At 63.9% G+C, this 15,037-nt stretch carries 15 protein-coding genes; all 15 read right to left on the reverse strand.

Translation table 11 applies throughout. The features are described from left to right. Positions 1–121: 121 nt before the first annotated feature. The 15 genes from ACX3OW_RS01165 to ACX3OW_RS01235 all read right to left on the reverse strand — a co-directional run bounded on the left by ACX3OW_RS01165 (position 122) and on the right by ACX3OW_RS01235 (position 15,007). Positions 122–817 (reverse strand): hypothetical protein, encoded by a 696-nt coding sequence (locus ACX3OW_RS01165; protein WP_459093904.1) that lies wholly within the window; start codon positions 815–817, stop codon positions 122–124. 10 nt (positions 818–827) lie between these two features. Then, on the reverse strand, positions 828–1,877 hold the full coding sequence (locus tag ACX3OW_RS01170) for an ABC transporter ATP-binding protein (protein WP_459093905.1): 1,050 nt from the start codon (positions 1,875–1,877) through the stop codon (positions 828–830). Positions 1,878–1,890: 13 nt separating this feature from the next. Continuing rightward, a complete protein-coding gene (locus ACX3OW_RS01175) occupies positions 1,891–2,733 on the reverse strand; it encodes a carbohydrate ABC transporter permease (protein ID WP_459093906.1) in 843 nt (280 codons plus the stop codon). Continuing rightward, complete coding sequence (locus tag ACX3OW_RS01180) at positions 2,723–3,643, reverse strand: carbohydrate ABC transporter permease (RefSeq protein ID WP_459093907.1); 921 nt, start codon at positions 3,641–3,643, stop codon at positions 2,723–2,725. Before ACX3OW_RS01180 ends, ACX3OW_RS01175 begins: the two co-directional genes overlap by 11 nt. 159 nt (positions 3,644–3,802) lie before the next feature. Continuing rightward, complete coding sequence (locus tag ACX3OW_RS01185) at positions 3,803–5,077, reverse strand: extracellular solute-binding protein (protein ID WP_459093908.1); 1,275 nt, start codon at positions 5,075–5,077, stop codon at positions 3,803–3,805. A gap of 24 nt (positions 5,078–5,101) precedes the next feature. Further along, the gene (locus ACX3OW_RS01190; RefSeq protein ID WP_459093909.1) at positions 5,102–6,718 is read right to left on the reverse strand and encodes an FAD-dependent oxidoreductase; all 1,617 of its coding nucleotides are present in this window, start codon (positions 6,716–6,718) and stop codon (positions 5,102–5,104) included. After that, entirely contained in the window at positions 6,715–7,746 is a 1,032-nt protein-coding gene (locus ACX3OW_RS01195) for a LacI family DNA-binding transcriptional regulator (RefSeq protein ID WP_459093910.1), read from the reverse strand. Before ACX3OW_RS01195 ends, ACX3OW_RS01190 begins: the two co-directional genes overlap by 4 nt. 213 nt (positions 7,747–7,959) lie before the next feature. Continuing rightward, complete coding sequence (locus tag ACX3OW_RS01200) at positions 7,960–8,646, reverse strand: aspartate/glutamate racemase family protein (RefSeq protein ID WP_459093911.1); 687 nt, start codon at positions 8,644–8,646, stop codon at positions 7,960–7,962. Further along, on the reverse strand, positions 8,643–9,176 hold the full coding sequence (locus ACX3OW_RS01205) for an RNA pyrophosphohydrolase (protein WP_459093912.1): 534 nt from the start codon (positions 9,174–9,176) through the stop codon (positions 8,643–8,645). The genes ACX3OW_RS01200 and ACX3OW_RS01205 overlap by 4 nt, the downstream gene beginning before the upstream one ends. A gap of 9 nt (positions 9,177–9,185) precedes the next feature. After that, on the reverse strand, positions 9,186–10,310 hold the full coding sequence (locus ACX3OW_RS01210) for a divergent polysaccharide deacetylase family protein (RefSeq protein WP_459093913.1): 1,125 nt from the start codon (positions 10,308–10,310) through the stop codon (positions 9,186–9,188). Positions 10,311–10,411: 101 nt separating this feature from the next. Beyond that, a complete protein-coding gene (locus tag ACX3OW_RS01215; protein ID WP_459093914.1) occupies positions 10,412–11,836 on the reverse strand; it encodes a S41 family peptidase in 1,425 nt (474 codons plus the stop codon). A 7-nt stretch (positions 11,837–11,843) separates the two neighbouring features. Beyond that, entirely contained in the window at positions 11,844–13,199 is a 1,356-nt protein-coding gene (locus tag ACX3OW_RS01220; protein ID WP_459093915.1) for a murein hydrolase activator EnvC family protein, read from the reverse strand. Positions 13,200–13,308: 109 nt separating this feature from the next. After that, the gene (gene rlmH, locus ACX3OW_RS01225) at positions 13,309–13,791 is read right to left on the reverse strand and encodes a 23S rRNA (pseudouridine(1915)-N(3))-methyltransferase RlmH (RefSeq protein WP_459093916.1); all 483 of its coding nucleotides are present in this window, start codon (positions 13,789–13,791) and stop codon (positions 13,309–13,311) included. Positions 13,792–13,797: 6 nt separating this feature from the next. Beyond that, positions 13,798–14,190, reverse strand: coding sequence for a ribosome silencing factor (gene rsfS, locus ACX3OW_RS01230; RefSeq protein WP_459093917.1), 393 nt, complete (start codon positions 14,188–14,190; stop codon positions 13,798–13,800). A 175-nt stretch (positions 14,191–14,365) separates the two neighbouring features. Next, on the reverse strand, positions 14,366–15,007 hold the full coding sequence (locus ACX3OW_RS01235) for a nicotinate-nucleotide adenylyltransferase (protein ID WP_459093918.1): 642 nt from the start codon (positions 15,005–15,007) through the stop codon (positions 14,366–14,368). Positions 15,008–15,037 lie beyond the last annotated feature (30 nt).

Below are 15,037 nucleotides of genomic sequence, written 5' to 3' on the forward strand. Positions count from 1 at the left end.
ACCCGGGTGAATTGGCAGGCGTCAGACGATAATGAGCGCCGCAACCGAATGCGGCAACCCATTGTCTGTCGATGCAGCGGCCCAAGTTTGGCTTTGTTATGGCGCGGCCAGCGCCGTCGCCCTAGCGGTCGGCAGCGATGGCGGCGACGATGGGGGTCACGGCGGCCCGCATCGAGGCGGGCGTGTCGCCGGTGACGATGGCGCCCAACAGTGGAGCGGCAATGCCGGCGGCGCGCAGGCGCGGCATGTCGGCGGCGGTGAATTTGCGCTGGCTGGGCGCAATCACCGGAATGCCGGCCTCGGTGACTATCTCGCCATAGCGAACAATATCGGCATCGGTGAGCGGTTGGCCATAGCCGGAAAACTCGACAATGGACGCTTCCAGCATGGCGCCGGGCAGAGCGACGATGCGCGCGAGGTCATCCGGTGTGCTGTCGGACGACAAGGCCGGCATCGGGCGCAGCCGTGACTGCAGCAGATGCGGCTGCAGATGGGCGAAATAGACGTTGAAGCCTTCAAAGCCGAGATCGGCCAGCAGCTCCATTTCTTCGGCTGACGGTACAGTCTCCTGCCCCGCCATCAGCAGCAGCGGCGCACCGAGCTTACTCAACTGCTCGAAGAAGGGCCGTTCCTCGGCAAAGCTACCAAAACTAGTGCCGGTGGCGCGGTGATAGGCATTGAGATGGGTCTTGAGCGCCGTGGCCCCGGCATCGAGCGCCGCCTTGGCCAGATCGATATCGTGGCGCGCCAGCGAGACAATGACCGGAAATTCGCCGGTGGTGATGGCAGTGTGCAGCTTGGTTTCGGGATAGCGCATGGTCCGCTCCTTAGTTCAGGCGGGTGCCGGTGGCGGCATCGAACAGATGCAGCTGGGCCAGATCGGGGCGGATATGGATGGTGTCGCCGGGCCGGGCCTGCACGCGCTCGCGGAACACGCCAATGATGGTGTGCTCACCAATGGCCATGGTGACCTGGGTCTCCGAGCCCATCGGCTCGACCAAGGCAACCTTGGCGGCGATGCCGGCCTGATCCAGCGCCAGATGTTCGGGACGGATGCCATAGACCGCCTTGGCGCCGATATTGCCGGTGCCGGCAGGCAGTGGCAGCATTGTGCCGGCGGCAGCAAAGCCCTCGGCGGTGATGGTGCCGCTGATGAAATTCATCGACGGTGAGCCGATAAAGCCGGCAACGAACTGATTGACCGGGCGATCATAGAGATCGAGTGGCGCGCCGATCTGCTCGACCCGCCCAGCATTCATCACCACAATCTTGTCGGCCATGGTCATGGCTTCGACCTGGTCATGCGTCACATAGACGGTGGTGACGCCGAGGCGCTGGTGCAGGCTCTTGATCTCGCCGCGCATCACCACGCGCAATTTGGCGTCGAGATTGGACAGCGGCTCGTCAAACAGGAAGACCTGCGGATTGCGCACGATGGCGCGGCCCATGGCGACGCGCTGGCGCTGGCCGCCCGAGAGCTGGCGCGGGAAGCGGTCGAGATAGGGCTTGAGGCCCAAAATCTCGGCGGCCCAGTTCACCCGCTCGGCGATCTCGGCCTTGTTGCCGCCGCGATGCTCCAGCGAAAAGCCCATATTCTGCGCCACGCTCATATGCGGATAGAGCGCATAATTCTGGAACACCATGGCGATGTCGCGATCCTTGGGCTCCAGATCATTGACCACGCGGGCGCCGATGGAAATATCGCCATCAGTGATGGTTTCGAGCCCGGCAATCATACGCAGCAAAGTAGACTTGCCGCAGCCGGAGGGCCCGACCAGCACGACGAATTCACCATCGGCGATATCGACGTCGATGCCGTGGATGATGGCGAGGTCGCCATAGGACTTCTTGACGGATTTCAGGGTTACGGGAGCCATTTGGATATCCTTGTCAGCCCTTGAGGCCAGTATGGGCGAGGCCCTCGACGAACTGCTTCTGCGCCACGATGAACACCAGCAGCACCGGAATCGCGGTCATGGTCGCGGCGGCGAGCTGGATGTTCCACATGGCGCCGCCATAGGCGTCGGTGAACTGGGTCAGCGCCTGCGGCAGGGTGAACATATTGGTCGAGGAGAGGAACACGATGGGTTCGAGATAGAGGTTCCAGCTGTGCAGGAAGGTGAAGATCGCGACCGCACCCAGCGCCGGCTTGGCCAGCGGCAGGGCGATGATCCAGAAGATCTTGAACCGCCCCAGCCCATCGACGCGCGCGGCTTCCTCCAGCTCGCCCGGCAGGGCGATGAAGAACTGGCGCATGACGAAGGTGGCGAACACCGACGGCGCGCCAAAGATCGGCACCAGGATCAGCGGCCAGTGGGTGTTGATCATCCCCCATTTAAGGAAGATCTGGAACAGCGGCACGATGGTGACTTCGGACGGGATCAGCAGCCCGAGCAGCACCACCATGAAAATGGCGTTGGAGAAGGGAAAGCGGATGCGCGCGAAGGCATAGCCGGCCATCGACGAGATGATCATGGTGCCGATGGTGACCAGCGCCGCGATATAGGCCGAGTTCCAATATTGCTGGGCAAAGGGCTGCAGCTCGAACACCTTCTGATAGGTGGTGAAATCGAAGCGGCGCGGCCAGAGGTCCGGCGGGAAGGCGAAGATATCGCTGATCGGCTTGACCGATGAGGTGACCATCCACCAGGTCGGGAAGACGAAGGGGATCAGCAGCACGCACATCAGGCCATAAAGCCCGGTTTTCATGCGGAGCGAGAGATCAGTTTTCATAGAACACGATCCTCTTGCGCAACTGCCACTGGGCGAAGGTCAGGGCGGCGACGATGACGAACAGCAGGATCGACAAGGTCGAGCCGTAGCCGAAGAAATGGAACTGGAAGGCCTGCTGGTAGAGGTAATACACCAGCACGGTGGTGCTCATGCCCGGACCACCCTGGGTCAGCACCGCAATCTGGGCGAAGACCTGCAGCGAGCCGACAATGGTGATGATCGAGGTCAGCAGCATGGTGGGCGAAATCAGCGGCAGGGTGATGCGGCGGAATTGCTTGAAGTGCCCGGCCCCATCGACGCGCGCCGCTTCATACAGCTCCTTGGGTACGCCCTGCAGCGCGGCCAGGAACAGGATCATGTTGAGCCCGACATTCTTGAACACCTGCACCACCACCACCGAAACCATGGCGGTGGAGGGATGGCGCAGCCAGTTGGGGCCTTCGACGCCGATCATTTGCAGCATGCCGTTGATGCCGCCATTATTCTGCAACAGGAAGCTCCAGACGATGGTCCAGGCGACCAGCGAGACGACGACGGGCGAGAAGAACAGGGTGCGGAACACCACCATGGCCTTGAGCTTCTGGTCGAGCAACACGGCCAGCAGCAGCGCCAGCGACATGTTGAGCACGACCAACCCGGCCGAGAAGATGGCGGAGGACAGCAGCACCTGCGGCAGCGCCTTGTCGCTCAGCAGCATCTGGTAATTGGCGCTGCCGACGAAATTGAAGGTGTTGGCGAGCACGTTCCATTCATGCAGCGAATACCAGAACACCAGCCCGAGCGGGATCAGCACGAAAATGATGATGCCGAGCAGCTGCGGGGCGATGAACACATAGCCGGCGGCCGCATCGCGGCGTTCAATGGTCCAGAATGGACGTTTTCTGGGGGGAGATTCTGCCGTCAAGCTCATGCGGTGGTTCCTTCGTCTCCCTCCCCCTTGTGGGGAGGGATCAAGGGTGGGGGTGAGTCACGAACATTGCGCTCGCGGATAGTACCCCCACCCGACCCCTGCGGGGCCACCCTCCCCACAAGGGGGAGGGAGGCTGACTGCGAGTCAGGTGGTTGGCGCTTAGCGTGCGAGCAGCGGGTTGATGCTGTCGCAGACGGACTGCAGCACGGCCGGCACGTCGGCATCGGCAACCCACAGGCTGTCGAGGCTGGCGCGGACGGTCTGCTGGATCTGGGCGAAGTTGGTGTGGCCCGAGATCACCTTGCCGGTGCTGATGCCGTGGACGACGACAGTCTCGATCTGCTCAGGCGAGAGCAGCGGATTGGTGGTTGCCAGCGTCGTGGCGTTCAACAGGCTGGCACGGGCCGGCGGGAAGAACTGCGCCAGCTTCTGGCTGTTTTCCGGATTGGTGAAATAGCCGAGGAACTCGACGGCCAACTCGGTGTTGGGACGGTTTGCAAAGGCGCCGACACCGGCCTGACCGACCACGGAATACTCACCCGCCGGACCCTGCGGCAGCGGCACCAGATCCCAGGCGAACGGGTCTTCCTTCGGCAGCAGCGAAGCGCGCGAAATCTGGGTGATGGTCATCGCCGCGTCGCCGGTGAAGAAGTCGACATTCTCACCCGGTCCCGGCAGCGCACCATCGACGAAGATCGCGTTGTGAATGGTGGTCATGGCATCGACCATGGCCGGCTCGGTGAAGCCGCAGGTCTTGCCGTCGTCGCTCCAGGCATTGGCACCCCAGCCGCGCCACACGGCGGTCAGGTTCTGCCAGAGCTGGTAGTTGAAGTCGCGGACGATGAGGCCTTCCTTGTCGCCGGAAGCGGCGACGGCCTTGGCGGTGGCCAGGGCGTTGTCCCAGGTCCATTCGCCGGCAGCGATCATCTCGGCCGGGGTCTTGGCGCCGGCAGCGGTGATCAGATCGTTATTGGCGAACACCGCGAAAGGCGAGGTCGAGAAGGGATAGGCGAACAGCTGGTCGTCGCGCTTCCAAAGGGCCGTGGCCGAGTCGGTGACGTCAGCCAGATCATAGCCATCGGTCGCGGCGAAGGCGTCGCTCAGCGGTGCCAGCACGCCCGAATTGACGAAGTCGGCGGCGCTGGTTTCAAAGATCCAGGCCAGGTCGGGGGCGTTGCCGCCGGCGATCTGGGTGGTCAGCGTGGTCGAATAGCTGTCGAAGGGCAGCGGCTCGAAGGTCACGGTGACATTGGGATGGGTCGCCTTGAAGCCTGCGGCGATCTCGTTGAACACCGCCATATGGGCCTCGTTGGCGCTCCAGGTGGTCATGCGCAGATTGACGGCGTCCTGGGCCCAGGCAACGCCGCTCCAGGCGAGCGGCAGCAGAATGCCGGCCGCGGCCGCTGCAGATTTGAGATGGGTGATCTTGGTCATGATGGGTTTCCTCCTGTTGTATGCTTAGTAGCCGCGCACGTCTGGCCAGCGGATCTCGATCCCCTCGCCATAGAGCCGGGTCTGGAAGGCCTCGAGCTGGGCATCATTCTCCTGCACCGCATGCGGTGTGAGCCCGGTTTCGAGGCAGTGAGCGGCGAGCAGGCCGGCGACTTCGCCGACATTCCACTCCACCGGATGCAGGCGGTAGCAGCCATTGGTAATATGCGTGGTGCCGATATTCTTGCCCGCCGGCAGCAGGTTGCGCAGGCGCTGGGGCAGCAGTGCACCCAGCGGAATTTCGAAGGGGGAGGAGTCGACGTCGACATAATTGTCGCCGCCGGTCGAGGGATGCAGATCGATGCGGTACATGCCGATGCCGATGCTGTCGCGATATTGGCGCGACAGGGCATTGCCATGAATGAGCATCGAGACGTCCTGCTCGACAATGGTGGTGACCGCCTTGATGCGGCGGCTCTCACGGATATAGGGCGCCATGGCGAGGCCATGATCGGTGCCGGTCACATCGCCACGCAGGCGCAGACCCTTGAAGCCCTGCCCGCCATCGAGGCGCGGCGCCTCGGTCTGCAGCCAGTAGAACACCGAATAGGAGAGGTCGGCGGCAGCCTTGAGGTGGCGGGCCTTTTCCTCTTCCGAGACGTCGATGATGGAGCCTTCCATATAGTCGATCATCGGCCAGTTCACGAGGCAGATGTCCGAATTATAGGCACCGGGCACGAAGTTGCGGCGCGCCGCGATACGGCGGAAAGTCCACAGATTGCCATCGCCCGGATTGCGGCGCTGATCGGCATCGACCAGCAGCGGATCATCATCGGGATTGGGCGTGAACGAGCGCTCGACAATCTCCAGCGTGCGCGGATGCGGCGCCTTGAAGCCGAGCAGCGGGCCGCCCCAGAAGCTGGGCTGGTACTGGCGCCAGAAGTCGTAATTGTCCGGCTTGTCGATGGTGTGATCGCCATCGACATGATCGACGGCAAAGCACACCGAAACCGCCTGCACATTGTCGGGCTGCGCCACTTCGGGCGCGCTCGGCTCGCCGGTATTGTGGCGGCTCTCAAAGCCTGTGACATATTCGGTGCCGGTCATCGGCAGCAGATCACCCAGCTCGGTGGCGTCGATCACATAAGGCGCCGAGCAGGTGATTTCAGCGCCGGTATCGCGGTGGCGCACGGTGATGGCGCGGACAGTGTCGCCCTGCACATCGGCAGCGACGGGACGATAAGGCTGCAGCACGGTCAGCTTGCCGCCGCCGCGATAGGGCGCCAGCATGGCTTCGAGCACTGCAACGCCAGCGCGCGGCTCGGCGCAGAGGCGGCTGACCCAGCCGGCGCCGGGATTGAGATCGCCCCAGGCGCGGCTGGCCTCGGTCAGCGGATAATTGTCGCGATAATACTGGCGAATGCCATTGCGCAGTTTGCGATAGGAGCGGGTAATGCCGAACTGCTCGACCCAGCTATGCTCATCGGGCGGCACCGCCTGGCTGGTCAGTTGACCGCCGATCCAATCGAATTCCTCGGTCATGATGACCGAACGGCCATTGCGCAACGCGCCCAGAGCCGCCGCGACGCCGCCGAGGCCGCCGCCAATAATCAAGATATCTGCGCTGAGTTCTTTAATGGTCATTTGGTCCGCTTAGTCATGGCGCCGAGGGTTTCGCCCGCGACGGGTTCACAGGGGAGCAGCACTTGCTGCCCGGGTTCCTGGGTCTCCACCCGGCGCACCAGCATGCGGGCCGCACCGTGCCCCATGGCTTCGCGGGGGATGGAGAAGGAGGTAAATCGGGTGCCGGTCTGTTCGGCCCGGATGTGATTGCCCAGCACGACAATCGACAGATCGCCGGGAATGCTGAGACCGCGCTGCCGCGCCAGCCGCTCCACCAGGATGGCGTCGGCCAGTTCGATGAAGAAGGCGACGCTGGCCTGGCTGGCGATGAGGGTGTCGAGGGTCCCGGCCGCCGGCTGTGCGGCAGCCGGGACATGGGCAACGAAGTCCATGCCTTCGATGGCGCGGCTGAAACCGATCCAGCGATCGACGGTGGATTCGGCGCCCTGCGCAGGGCCGATATAGGCGATGCGCGAATGGCCAAGGTCGCGGGCCTGCTGCACCAACGTCGCCGTGGCCGCGGCATAGTCGGCGCCGACATAGGGCACCGGCCCCCCGGCATCGTTACGCCGCCCGACCGCGACAAAGGGATAATCGCCACCGACGAGGCGCGTCAGTTCGTCCTGATCGAATTCACGCCCTAGCACCAGACAGCCATCGGCCAGCCGCAGGCGGTTATTCTCGCTGAAAATCTTGCGCTGGCCCTGATGGGCCGCGCCGGTGAGCAGCAGCAGATCATAGCCGACCTGCTGGGCCGCTTCCTCGATGCCGAACAGGAAGGGCCCGAAAAAGTCGGCCTGCTCGCTGGGGAAAGCCGGCTCATAGGTGAACACGCCGATAATGCGATTGAGGCCCTTGGCCATGCGGCGGGCAATCGGATCGGCGACATAGCCGGTATCCCGAATGGCTTTCTGGACGCGGTCGCGGGTCTCTTGCGGGATGCGGCCTTCGGCGCTGGAGGCCGCATTGAGCACCAGCGAAACCGTCGCTTGGCTGACGCCAGCCAGTTGCGCAATATCCCGTTGCGTCAGTCGCTTTGAGCCCATCAACGGCGCTCCCCCATGAACAGCCATTCTGCTAATACGCATTAGCTGCTAATACGTATAAACGAATTAATTCTCAGACTGTCAAGCCGGATTCTAGAGGCAGCAAGGACACAGCGACAGCAGTCGGCCGCGCGCCCAACGCCTTCTGAGGGCGTGCGCTAGCAATGCTTCGAGGGGGAAGAAGGTGGGTTGGCCAGCTAATCCGGGCGTGAACGCCTAGGACAGCGCCGCGTCCACCAGCGCTTTGGCGTGCAGATCGGTGGTGTCATAGACCGGCAGTGGGCTGACCGAATCATCGATCAGCATGGTGATTTCGGTGCAGCCCAAAATCACTGCTTCAGCGCCGCGCCCGGCCAGCCGTTCGATGGCGTTGACATAGAGCCGGCGCGATTCCTCGCGCACAATGCCCCGGCACAGCTCGTCATAAATGATGCCATTGAGATTGGTGCGGTCGACTTCGGGGATCAGCGAGGCCAGCCCGCTGGCGGCCAGCCGGTCGCGGTAAAATCCCATTTCCATGGTGAAGCGCGTGCCCAGCAGCCCGACCGTCTCGAAGCCATCGGCGCGCAACGCCGCGCTGGTCGGATCGGCAATATGGATAAATGGCACCTGCACCGCGCCGCTGATCTGGTCGGCGACGATATGCATGGTGTTGGTGGCCAGCCCAATCACCTCGGCTCCTGCCGCTTCCAAGCTACGGGCAATCGCCGCCAGCTGCTGGCCGGCGCCGTCCCAGTCGCCCGCCGCCTGCATGGCGGCGATGGGGGCAAAATCGACCGAATGCACGATGATCGAGGCCGAATGCAGCCCGCCCAACCGCGCCGCAATGGTCTGGTTGATGACGCGATAATAATGCGCCGTCGATTCCCAGCTCATGCCGCCGATGAGGCCGATGGTTTTCATGCGGCGAAACGCTGCGGAATGTCGGCGAAGGCGGCCACGACCTTGTCATAGGCCGGCTTCTTGAAGGGCACGATCAGGCCCGGCGTGCGGCTGAGTTTTTCCCAGCGCCAGGCGTCGAACTCGGCCGGAAACTTGCCGCCACCGGGGCTGGTGACGTCGATTTCGTCATCCTGGCCGGTAAAGGCGAAGGCGAACCAGCGCTGCCGCTGACCACGGAACTTGCCCTTGAGGGCAACGCCCAGCGCCTCGTCCGGCAGGTCGTAATAGATCCATTCCGGCGCTTCGGCGAGCAGGCTCACACTGGTGATACTGGTTTCCTCATGCAGCTCGCGCAATGCGGCGCGCAGCGGATCTTCGCCAGCATCGATCCCGCCTTGCGGCATCTGCCAGGGGGCGCCCAGTCCAGCGCTGTTCTCGGGGTCGTCGCCGGATCGGCGTCGGCCGACAAACACCTGCCCCGCAGCATTGAACACGGCAATACCGACGCAATCACGATAGGGCAGGCTGTCTCGGTCAGGACGGGTGGTCATGGCAAAACTCTATTTCATCAGGGCGCTGGCCGGAACCAGCATGAAACCCTTGCTCTCAAGCTCGCGCGCCCATTCGGTCACCGCAGTCACCGAGATCGGCAGCGCACTGACAATACCAATTGCCTGGCCATTCTCCAGCGCTGTGGTTTCAAGGCTGGCAAGCGCTGCGAGAATGGATTGGCGCGACGGATTGGCGTCGATCACCAGATCGGCACGGGAGAACGGCACCTTGTTGCCGCCCGCCAGCTGCTGCGCCAGCGAACGGTTGGACGAGCCATCATCGAGATAGCCCAGCCCGCGCGCGCCCAGTTCTTCCATGACAGGCGAAAAATCAGCGGCGGCAGCGGTGAAGCGCGCGCCCATATTGTTGATCACCCCGACATAGCCGCCAAAGCGCGCCATCAGCCAGAACAGCTTGTCCAGATTGGCACGCGGCGCTTCGCCGGTGAGCAGCGTCTGCGGACCAGGATCGTTCTGCGGATAGTCGAAGGGCTCGAGCGGAATTTCCAGCAGCACTTCGTGGCCATCGGCCCGCGCCGTCGCCACCGTGCTCGGCAGCGACTTGCCATAGGGGGCGAAGGCCAGCGTGACGTCGCCGGGCAGATGGTCGATGGCCTCGAGCGAGCCCTGTTCGTTGATGCCCAGCCCGGTGACGATGACGGCGATCATCGGCAAGCCGCTGGTGACGGCCGCGATCGAGGGACGGGCATAGGCGGCAAACGGGGTCTGGCCACTGGCCGAAATGCGGGGTATCGGCCCTGCCCCGGTCTCCTCGCTGAGATCGGGCAACGCCCCGGACATATCGGACAGACCGGTGATGGAGCCGGCATCCGTGGTGCCGCTGGCCACTGCGGTTATCGAACTGCCGGCGGGGAATTGTTGGGGGTCGGCGGTGATGGTCACCGGGCCGGTGCTGACGGCACTGGCCACCGCATTGCTGTTGCGCGTCGAGGTGATGGCCACCTCCTCGCTGGGGCGACCGCCATTGGGGTCATCGGTCAGCACCAGACGCAGCACGAACGCCACCGCGATCAGCGCCAGCAGCGCGAACAGCGTGCGCGCAATCGGCAGATGCGGCCGCGGGCCAGGCTTGCGCTTGCGCCCGCTCAACGGCGTTGTCAGGTCATTGGCCATGGTTCACGAATTCCGCCCCGACACTAAAGACAGTGGGGGCGAGGCAGCGAATCAGCCGCCTCGCCCCCACCAATTTTATACCACAGCGGCCCGCTCGGCCGTCAGTCGGCCTTGGGCGGGAACGCCGCATCGGTCTCTTCGCCATTGATCAGGCGAATGGCATATTGCAGCTGGGTGTCGTCGGCCTTTTCGATCGGCACATAGACCGAGGAGCCGACGCTGGTTTCTTCCTGACCCTCGATCTTGATGTGGCCGGCCAGGCCCGCCTCACCAATGATCTCGTCGCGGCCCTGGAATTCAGCCGGCACCACCTGCTTGATCTCGATGTCGGGCGTAATGCCCAGCGCCTGGATCGAGCGGTTATTCGGTGTGTAATAGCGCGCCGTGGTCAACCGCATGGCGCCATCGGGGCCCAGCGAGATGATCGACTGCACACTGCCCTTGCCGAAGGAGCGCGTGCCCACCAGCGTGGCGCGCTTATGGTCCTGCAGCGCCCCGGCGACGATTTCGGCAGCCGAGGCCGAGCCGCCATTGATCAGAACCACCAGCGGCACATCGGCGATCATGGCATCGAGCGGATCGGGCTGGGCGTCATAGCGGGCGCTTTCCTCGGCGATACGGCCGCGCGTCAGCACCACCGCACCCTGCTTGAGGAAGGCGTCCGTCACATAGACTGACTGATCGACCAGGCCGCCCGGATTGTTGCGCAAATCCAGAATGATGCCCTTGGGGGCGACATCCTTGCGTTCGGCATAGATCGCCTTGAGCGCCGCCTCGAGGCCGACAAAAGCCTGCTCGGAGAAGCGCGACAGACGCAGCACGGCGACATCGCCTTCCATGCTCCAGCGCACGGCGCGCAGCGCGATGGTGGCGCGGGTCAGCTCGAAGCTGAGCAGATCGGGAACGCCCTCGCGGAACACCGAAATCTTGATCGAGGTGCCGATCGGCCCACGCATCTTTTCCACGGCTTCGTCCAGGGTCAGGCCCTGCGCCTGCACGCCATCGATCTCGACAATCAAGTCATTGGCCATGATGCCGGCCTTGGCCGCCGGGGTGTCATCGATGGGTGAGACCACCTTGACCACACCGTCTTCCATGGTGACTTCGATACCGAGACCACCGAACTCGCCGGTATTGCTCTCGCGCATATCGTCATAATCGGCCGGCGGCAGATAACCCGAATGCGGATCGAGCGAGGTCAGCATGCCCTGGATGGCGGCGCGGATCAGCTCCTGCTCATCCGGCGGATCGACATATTCGGCGCGAATCCGGTCGAAGATTTCGCCGAACAGGTTGAGGTCGGCATAGATCTCGAGCGGGTCACGCGGCGCCGCGGCATTTTTCTCCGGCGTCGGTTCGGGCTGCTCGGCCGCTGGCGCTGGTTCGGCTGGCGGGGCCGGCTCGACCGGGGGGGCTTGCTCGGCCGGCGGCGCCGGCACCGGTGTCGGTTCCTGGGCCATCAGCAGGCCGGTCGGCAGCGAGAGCGACAGGACAATAGCGAGCGTGCGAAGAGGAGTCAGGCGCATGAGGGTTCTATCCACTCTGTGTCAGGTTTGCCCACCATCCAGTTGGATCGACGGGCTCGTTGTTCTGTCGGAATTCAATATAGAGGGTCGGCTGGGCCGCGCCAGCATTGGTGGTGACCGAACGGCCAATTGTGCGTGATCCCATCGTGCCCAGCGGCATGCCCATTTGCACGAACTGGCCGATGTCCACACTGATGGCGTCCAAACCCGCCAACAATGCGGTGTAGTTCTGCCCCGTATTGAGAATGACGATTTGGCCGTAATTGAGGTAAGGCCCTTTATACAGCACCCAGCCATCGGCCGGCGCCACCACCTGCGCCTCGGCACGGGTGACCACCGAGATGCCGTGGCTGATGCCGCCAAAGCCGTCTCCGGCGCCGTAATCAAGCACATTGACGCCATTGGCCGGCATGGTGAGATAGCCCCTGGCGGCGCCAAACGGGATGGCCGGCTCGGTACGGGCACTATTGGCCAGCGCCAGCTGCACCGCCTCGGCGGTGAGTACCGGCGCATCGGGGTCGATATTGGCATCAGCCGCGGCACTGGCGCTGGAGACCGAAGTGGCGCGCTGCGACAGGCTGCCGATCAGCTCCTGCAAACTCGTGGCCCGCGCTGCCAGAGCCACCGCCTCGGCCTCTTCGGCCGCCAGCTCCGTGCTGCGCATCGTGATGCCCTGCCGGCGGGCCACAATCAGCGTGGCGATGCGCAGGCGCTCCTCTTCCAGCACCGAGTAATTGGCCTTGAGCGTGGCCTCTTCGGCCAGCGCCTGCGCCTTGATGTCGGTCAGCGCCGTGAGGTCGGCCGTCACCGCATCGGCGCGGGTGCGCAGCTGCGGCACGATGGCGGCAATCAGCATGGCGCTGCGGGCCGAACCCAGGGCATCGTCAGGGTCGACGATCAGCGCCGGGGGTGGATTGAGGCTGATGCGCTCCAGCGCCGCCAGCACATTGGCGATCTCGGCCTTGGAGCCATCGAGCCGCCCGCGCACTTCCAGTTCGGAGATGATCAGCGTCGACAGCCGATCCTCGATATCGGCCACTTCGATTTCCGCCAGCTTGACGCGTTGCGCCGCTGCGATCAGCGCCGCGTTCTGCTTGGTGCGGTCGCCTTCCATTTCGGCAATCTCGGCCTTGAGCGCATCGATGCGCTCCTGGCTCAGGCTGAGCGAGGCTTCCACCGCTGCAAGATCTTCCGGCGTCGGTGCGGCTTCCACCGCTGGTTCTGCCGGCGTCTCAGCCGTTGGCACGGCCTCGGCCGGGGGCGGCGTCGTCTCCAGCTGGGCGAGCACAGGCAGGGTCGCCACGCCCGCCAATAACAGGCTGGCCAGCACCAATCCCAGTCTCTTGCCCGGCCCGACCGCCATGACGTCTCCAGCAGAAGCGCTACGCGCCCGAATCATTCCTCGCACCATAGCAAGCCGCCCCCAAACCGCAGGTTAACGTTGCTTAACCATGACGTGATGATCGTGCCGCTCAATCGCCGCGATGGTAGGGGTGGCCGCTGAGGATGGTGGTGGTGCGGTAGAGCTGTTCGGCCAGCATGATGCGGACCAGTTGGTGCGGCCAGGTCAGCGGGGAAAAGCTCAGCACCAGATCAGCCTTGGCCACGAAATCGGGCTCCAGCCCATCGGCGCCGCCTATGACGAAGCTGACGGCCGGGCGGCCATCATCGCGCCAGCGGCCGATCTGCTTGGCCAAGGCTTCCGAGCCGATGGCCTTGCCGCGTTCGTCCAGCGCCACCACGATGCCATCGGGCAAAGCGGCGCGTAACGCTTTGGCCTCGTCAGCCTTGCGGCTGGCCGAGGACGAAGCACGAGATTCGGTGAGTTCGATAATGTCGAAGCCGGTCAGCGCCAGCGATTTGCCGCCGCCGACCGCGCGATCGAGATAGCGGGAAATCATCTCCCGCTCCGGCCCGGCCTTCATTCGGCCGACAGCCGCGATTGTCAGGCGCATAGGCGCTTAGTGGGCGTCGGCCGCGAAATCGGCCTGCCACATTTTTTCGATATTGTAGAACTCGCGCACTTCCGGACGGAAGATATGCACGATGACGTCGCCGGCATCGAGCAGGACCCAGTCGCAATGCGGCAGGCCCTCGATGCGCGGCTTGTCGAAGCCGGCTTCGCGCAGGGCCTTGACCATCTGGTCGGCCACGGCGCCGACATGGCGCTGGCTACGGCCTGAGGCGACGACCATATGGTCGGCCAGCGAGGACTTGCCAGTGATGTCCACGGCAACGATTTCCTCGGCCTTGGCATCGTCAAGGCAATCAAGGATCACGTCGATCATCGGGCGTTCCGGAGTTGTCTGGGAAGCGGTGGGAGCGGAAACGGTGTTCTCGGGCAGCGCGGCCATCAGCAATGGCCTTCCGCCCATGCCAGTGCATGGGTCATGCGTGGGGTCAGCATCCTTGGTTGTTGATCGGAATGTTGCAGGCGTTGTGAAAACGACAAGCAGTCAGTTCCTGTTCAGGTGACTAAATCACAAACTTCAATATGCGCTTTCTGCAAGCATTTCGCAAGATTGCCGCTCACATTGGCTTGTTGTGTTGCTGGCGTGCCCGAATCGCCGAGGACGAGAGGGCAGATTGGCGGCCATGCAGATAGACCCAGGCCGGCGCCGGCAACGATGCCAGCAGCGGCGCGTCGGCCTCATCGAGCCGCCAGCGGGCCAGCGCATTGGCGGCCAGCGACACCGGCGCCCGACGCCCCGAACCGGGCCGCACATAGACCGCCATGGGCACCATGGCCGCGATATCGCGCCAGCGTTCCCAGCGGTGAAAATCGACCAGATTATCGGCGCCCATGATCCAGACAAAGCGCCGATCCGGCAGCGCCTCGGTGAGGAAGCGGATGGTCTGCCAGGAGTAACTAAACCCTTGAGCGGCCTCAAAACCCGTCACCCGCACCTGCGGATGAACCAGCAGCTTGCGGGCAGCCTCAACCCGGTCGGCCAACGGCGCCAGCTCGTCATGGTTCTTGAGTGGATTGCCCGGCGTCACCAGCACCCAGATGACGTCAAGCTGCAGCCGGCGCAGCGTCTCTTCCAGCACCAGCCCATGGCCTTCATGGATGGGATTGAAGCTGCCGCCGAACAGCCCGATGCGCATGCCGGCCCCGGAGGGCGGCAGCTCGGTGATCCCGGGGATGCGGATGGGCGCGCGCAGAGTCAAAGCGCGCCCCGGACGGCGGGTCTGCGTCCC

Source organism: Devosia sp. A449 (assembly GCF_054489375.1).

Excerpts from the sequence above, each read along its gene's own strand:
- ACX3OW_RS01165 (WP_459093904.1), bottom strand. The coding sequence starts at position 817 with ATGCGCTATCCCGAAACCAAGCTGCACACTGCCATCACCACCGGCGAA.
- ACX3OW_RS01170 (WP_459093905.1), bottom strand. The coding sequence starts at position 1,877 with ATGGCTCCCGTAACCCTGAAATCCGTCAAGAAGTCCTATGGCGACCTC.
- ACX3OW_RS01175 (WP_459093906.1), bottom strand. The coding sequence starts at position 2,733 with ATGAAAACTGATCTCTCGCTCCGCATGAAAACCGGGCTTTATGGCCTG.
- ACX3OW_RS01180 (WP_459093907.1), bottom strand. The coding sequence starts at position 3,643 with ATGAGCTTGACGGCAGAATCTCCCCCCAGAAAACGTCCATTCTGGACC.
- ACX3OW_RS01185 (WP_459093908.1), bottom strand. The coding sequence starts at position 5,077 with ATGACCAAGATCACCCATCTCAAATCTGCAGCGGCCGCGGCCGGCATT.
- ACX3OW_RS01190 (WP_459093909.1), bottom strand. The coding sequence starts at position 6,718 with ATGACCATTAAAGAACTCAGCGCAGATATCTTGATTATTGGCGGCGGC.
- ACX3OW_RS01200 (WP_459093911.1), bottom strand. The coding sequence starts at position 8,646 with ATGAAAACCATCGGCCTCATCGGCGGCATGAGCTGGGAATCGACGGCG.
- ACX3OW_RS01205 (WP_459093912.1), bottom strand. The coding sequence starts at position 9,176 with ATGACCACCCGTCCTGACCGAGACAGCCTGCCCTATCGTGATTGCGTC.
- ACX3OW_RS01210 (WP_459093913.1), bottom strand. The coding sequence starts at position 10,310 with ATGGCCAATGACCTGACAACGCCGTTGAGCGGGCGCAAGCGCAAGCCT.
- ACX3OW_RS01215 (WP_459093914.1), bottom strand. The coding sequence starts at position 11,836 with ATGCGCCTGACTCCTCTTCGCACGCTCGCTATTGTCCTGTCGCTCTCG.
- ACX3OW_RS01220 (WP_459093915.1), bottom strand. The coding sequence starts at position 13,199 with ATGGCGGTCGGGCCGGGCAAGAGACTGGGATTGGTGCTGGCCAGCCTG.
- rlmH (WP_459093916.1), bottom strand. The coding sequence starts at position 13,791 with ATGCGCCTGACAATCGCGGCTGTCGGCCGAATGAAGGCCGGGCCGGAG.
- rsfS (WP_459093917.1), bottom strand. The coding sequence starts at position 14,190 with ATGGCCGCGCTGCCCGAGAACACCGTTTCCGCTCCCACCGCTTCCCAG.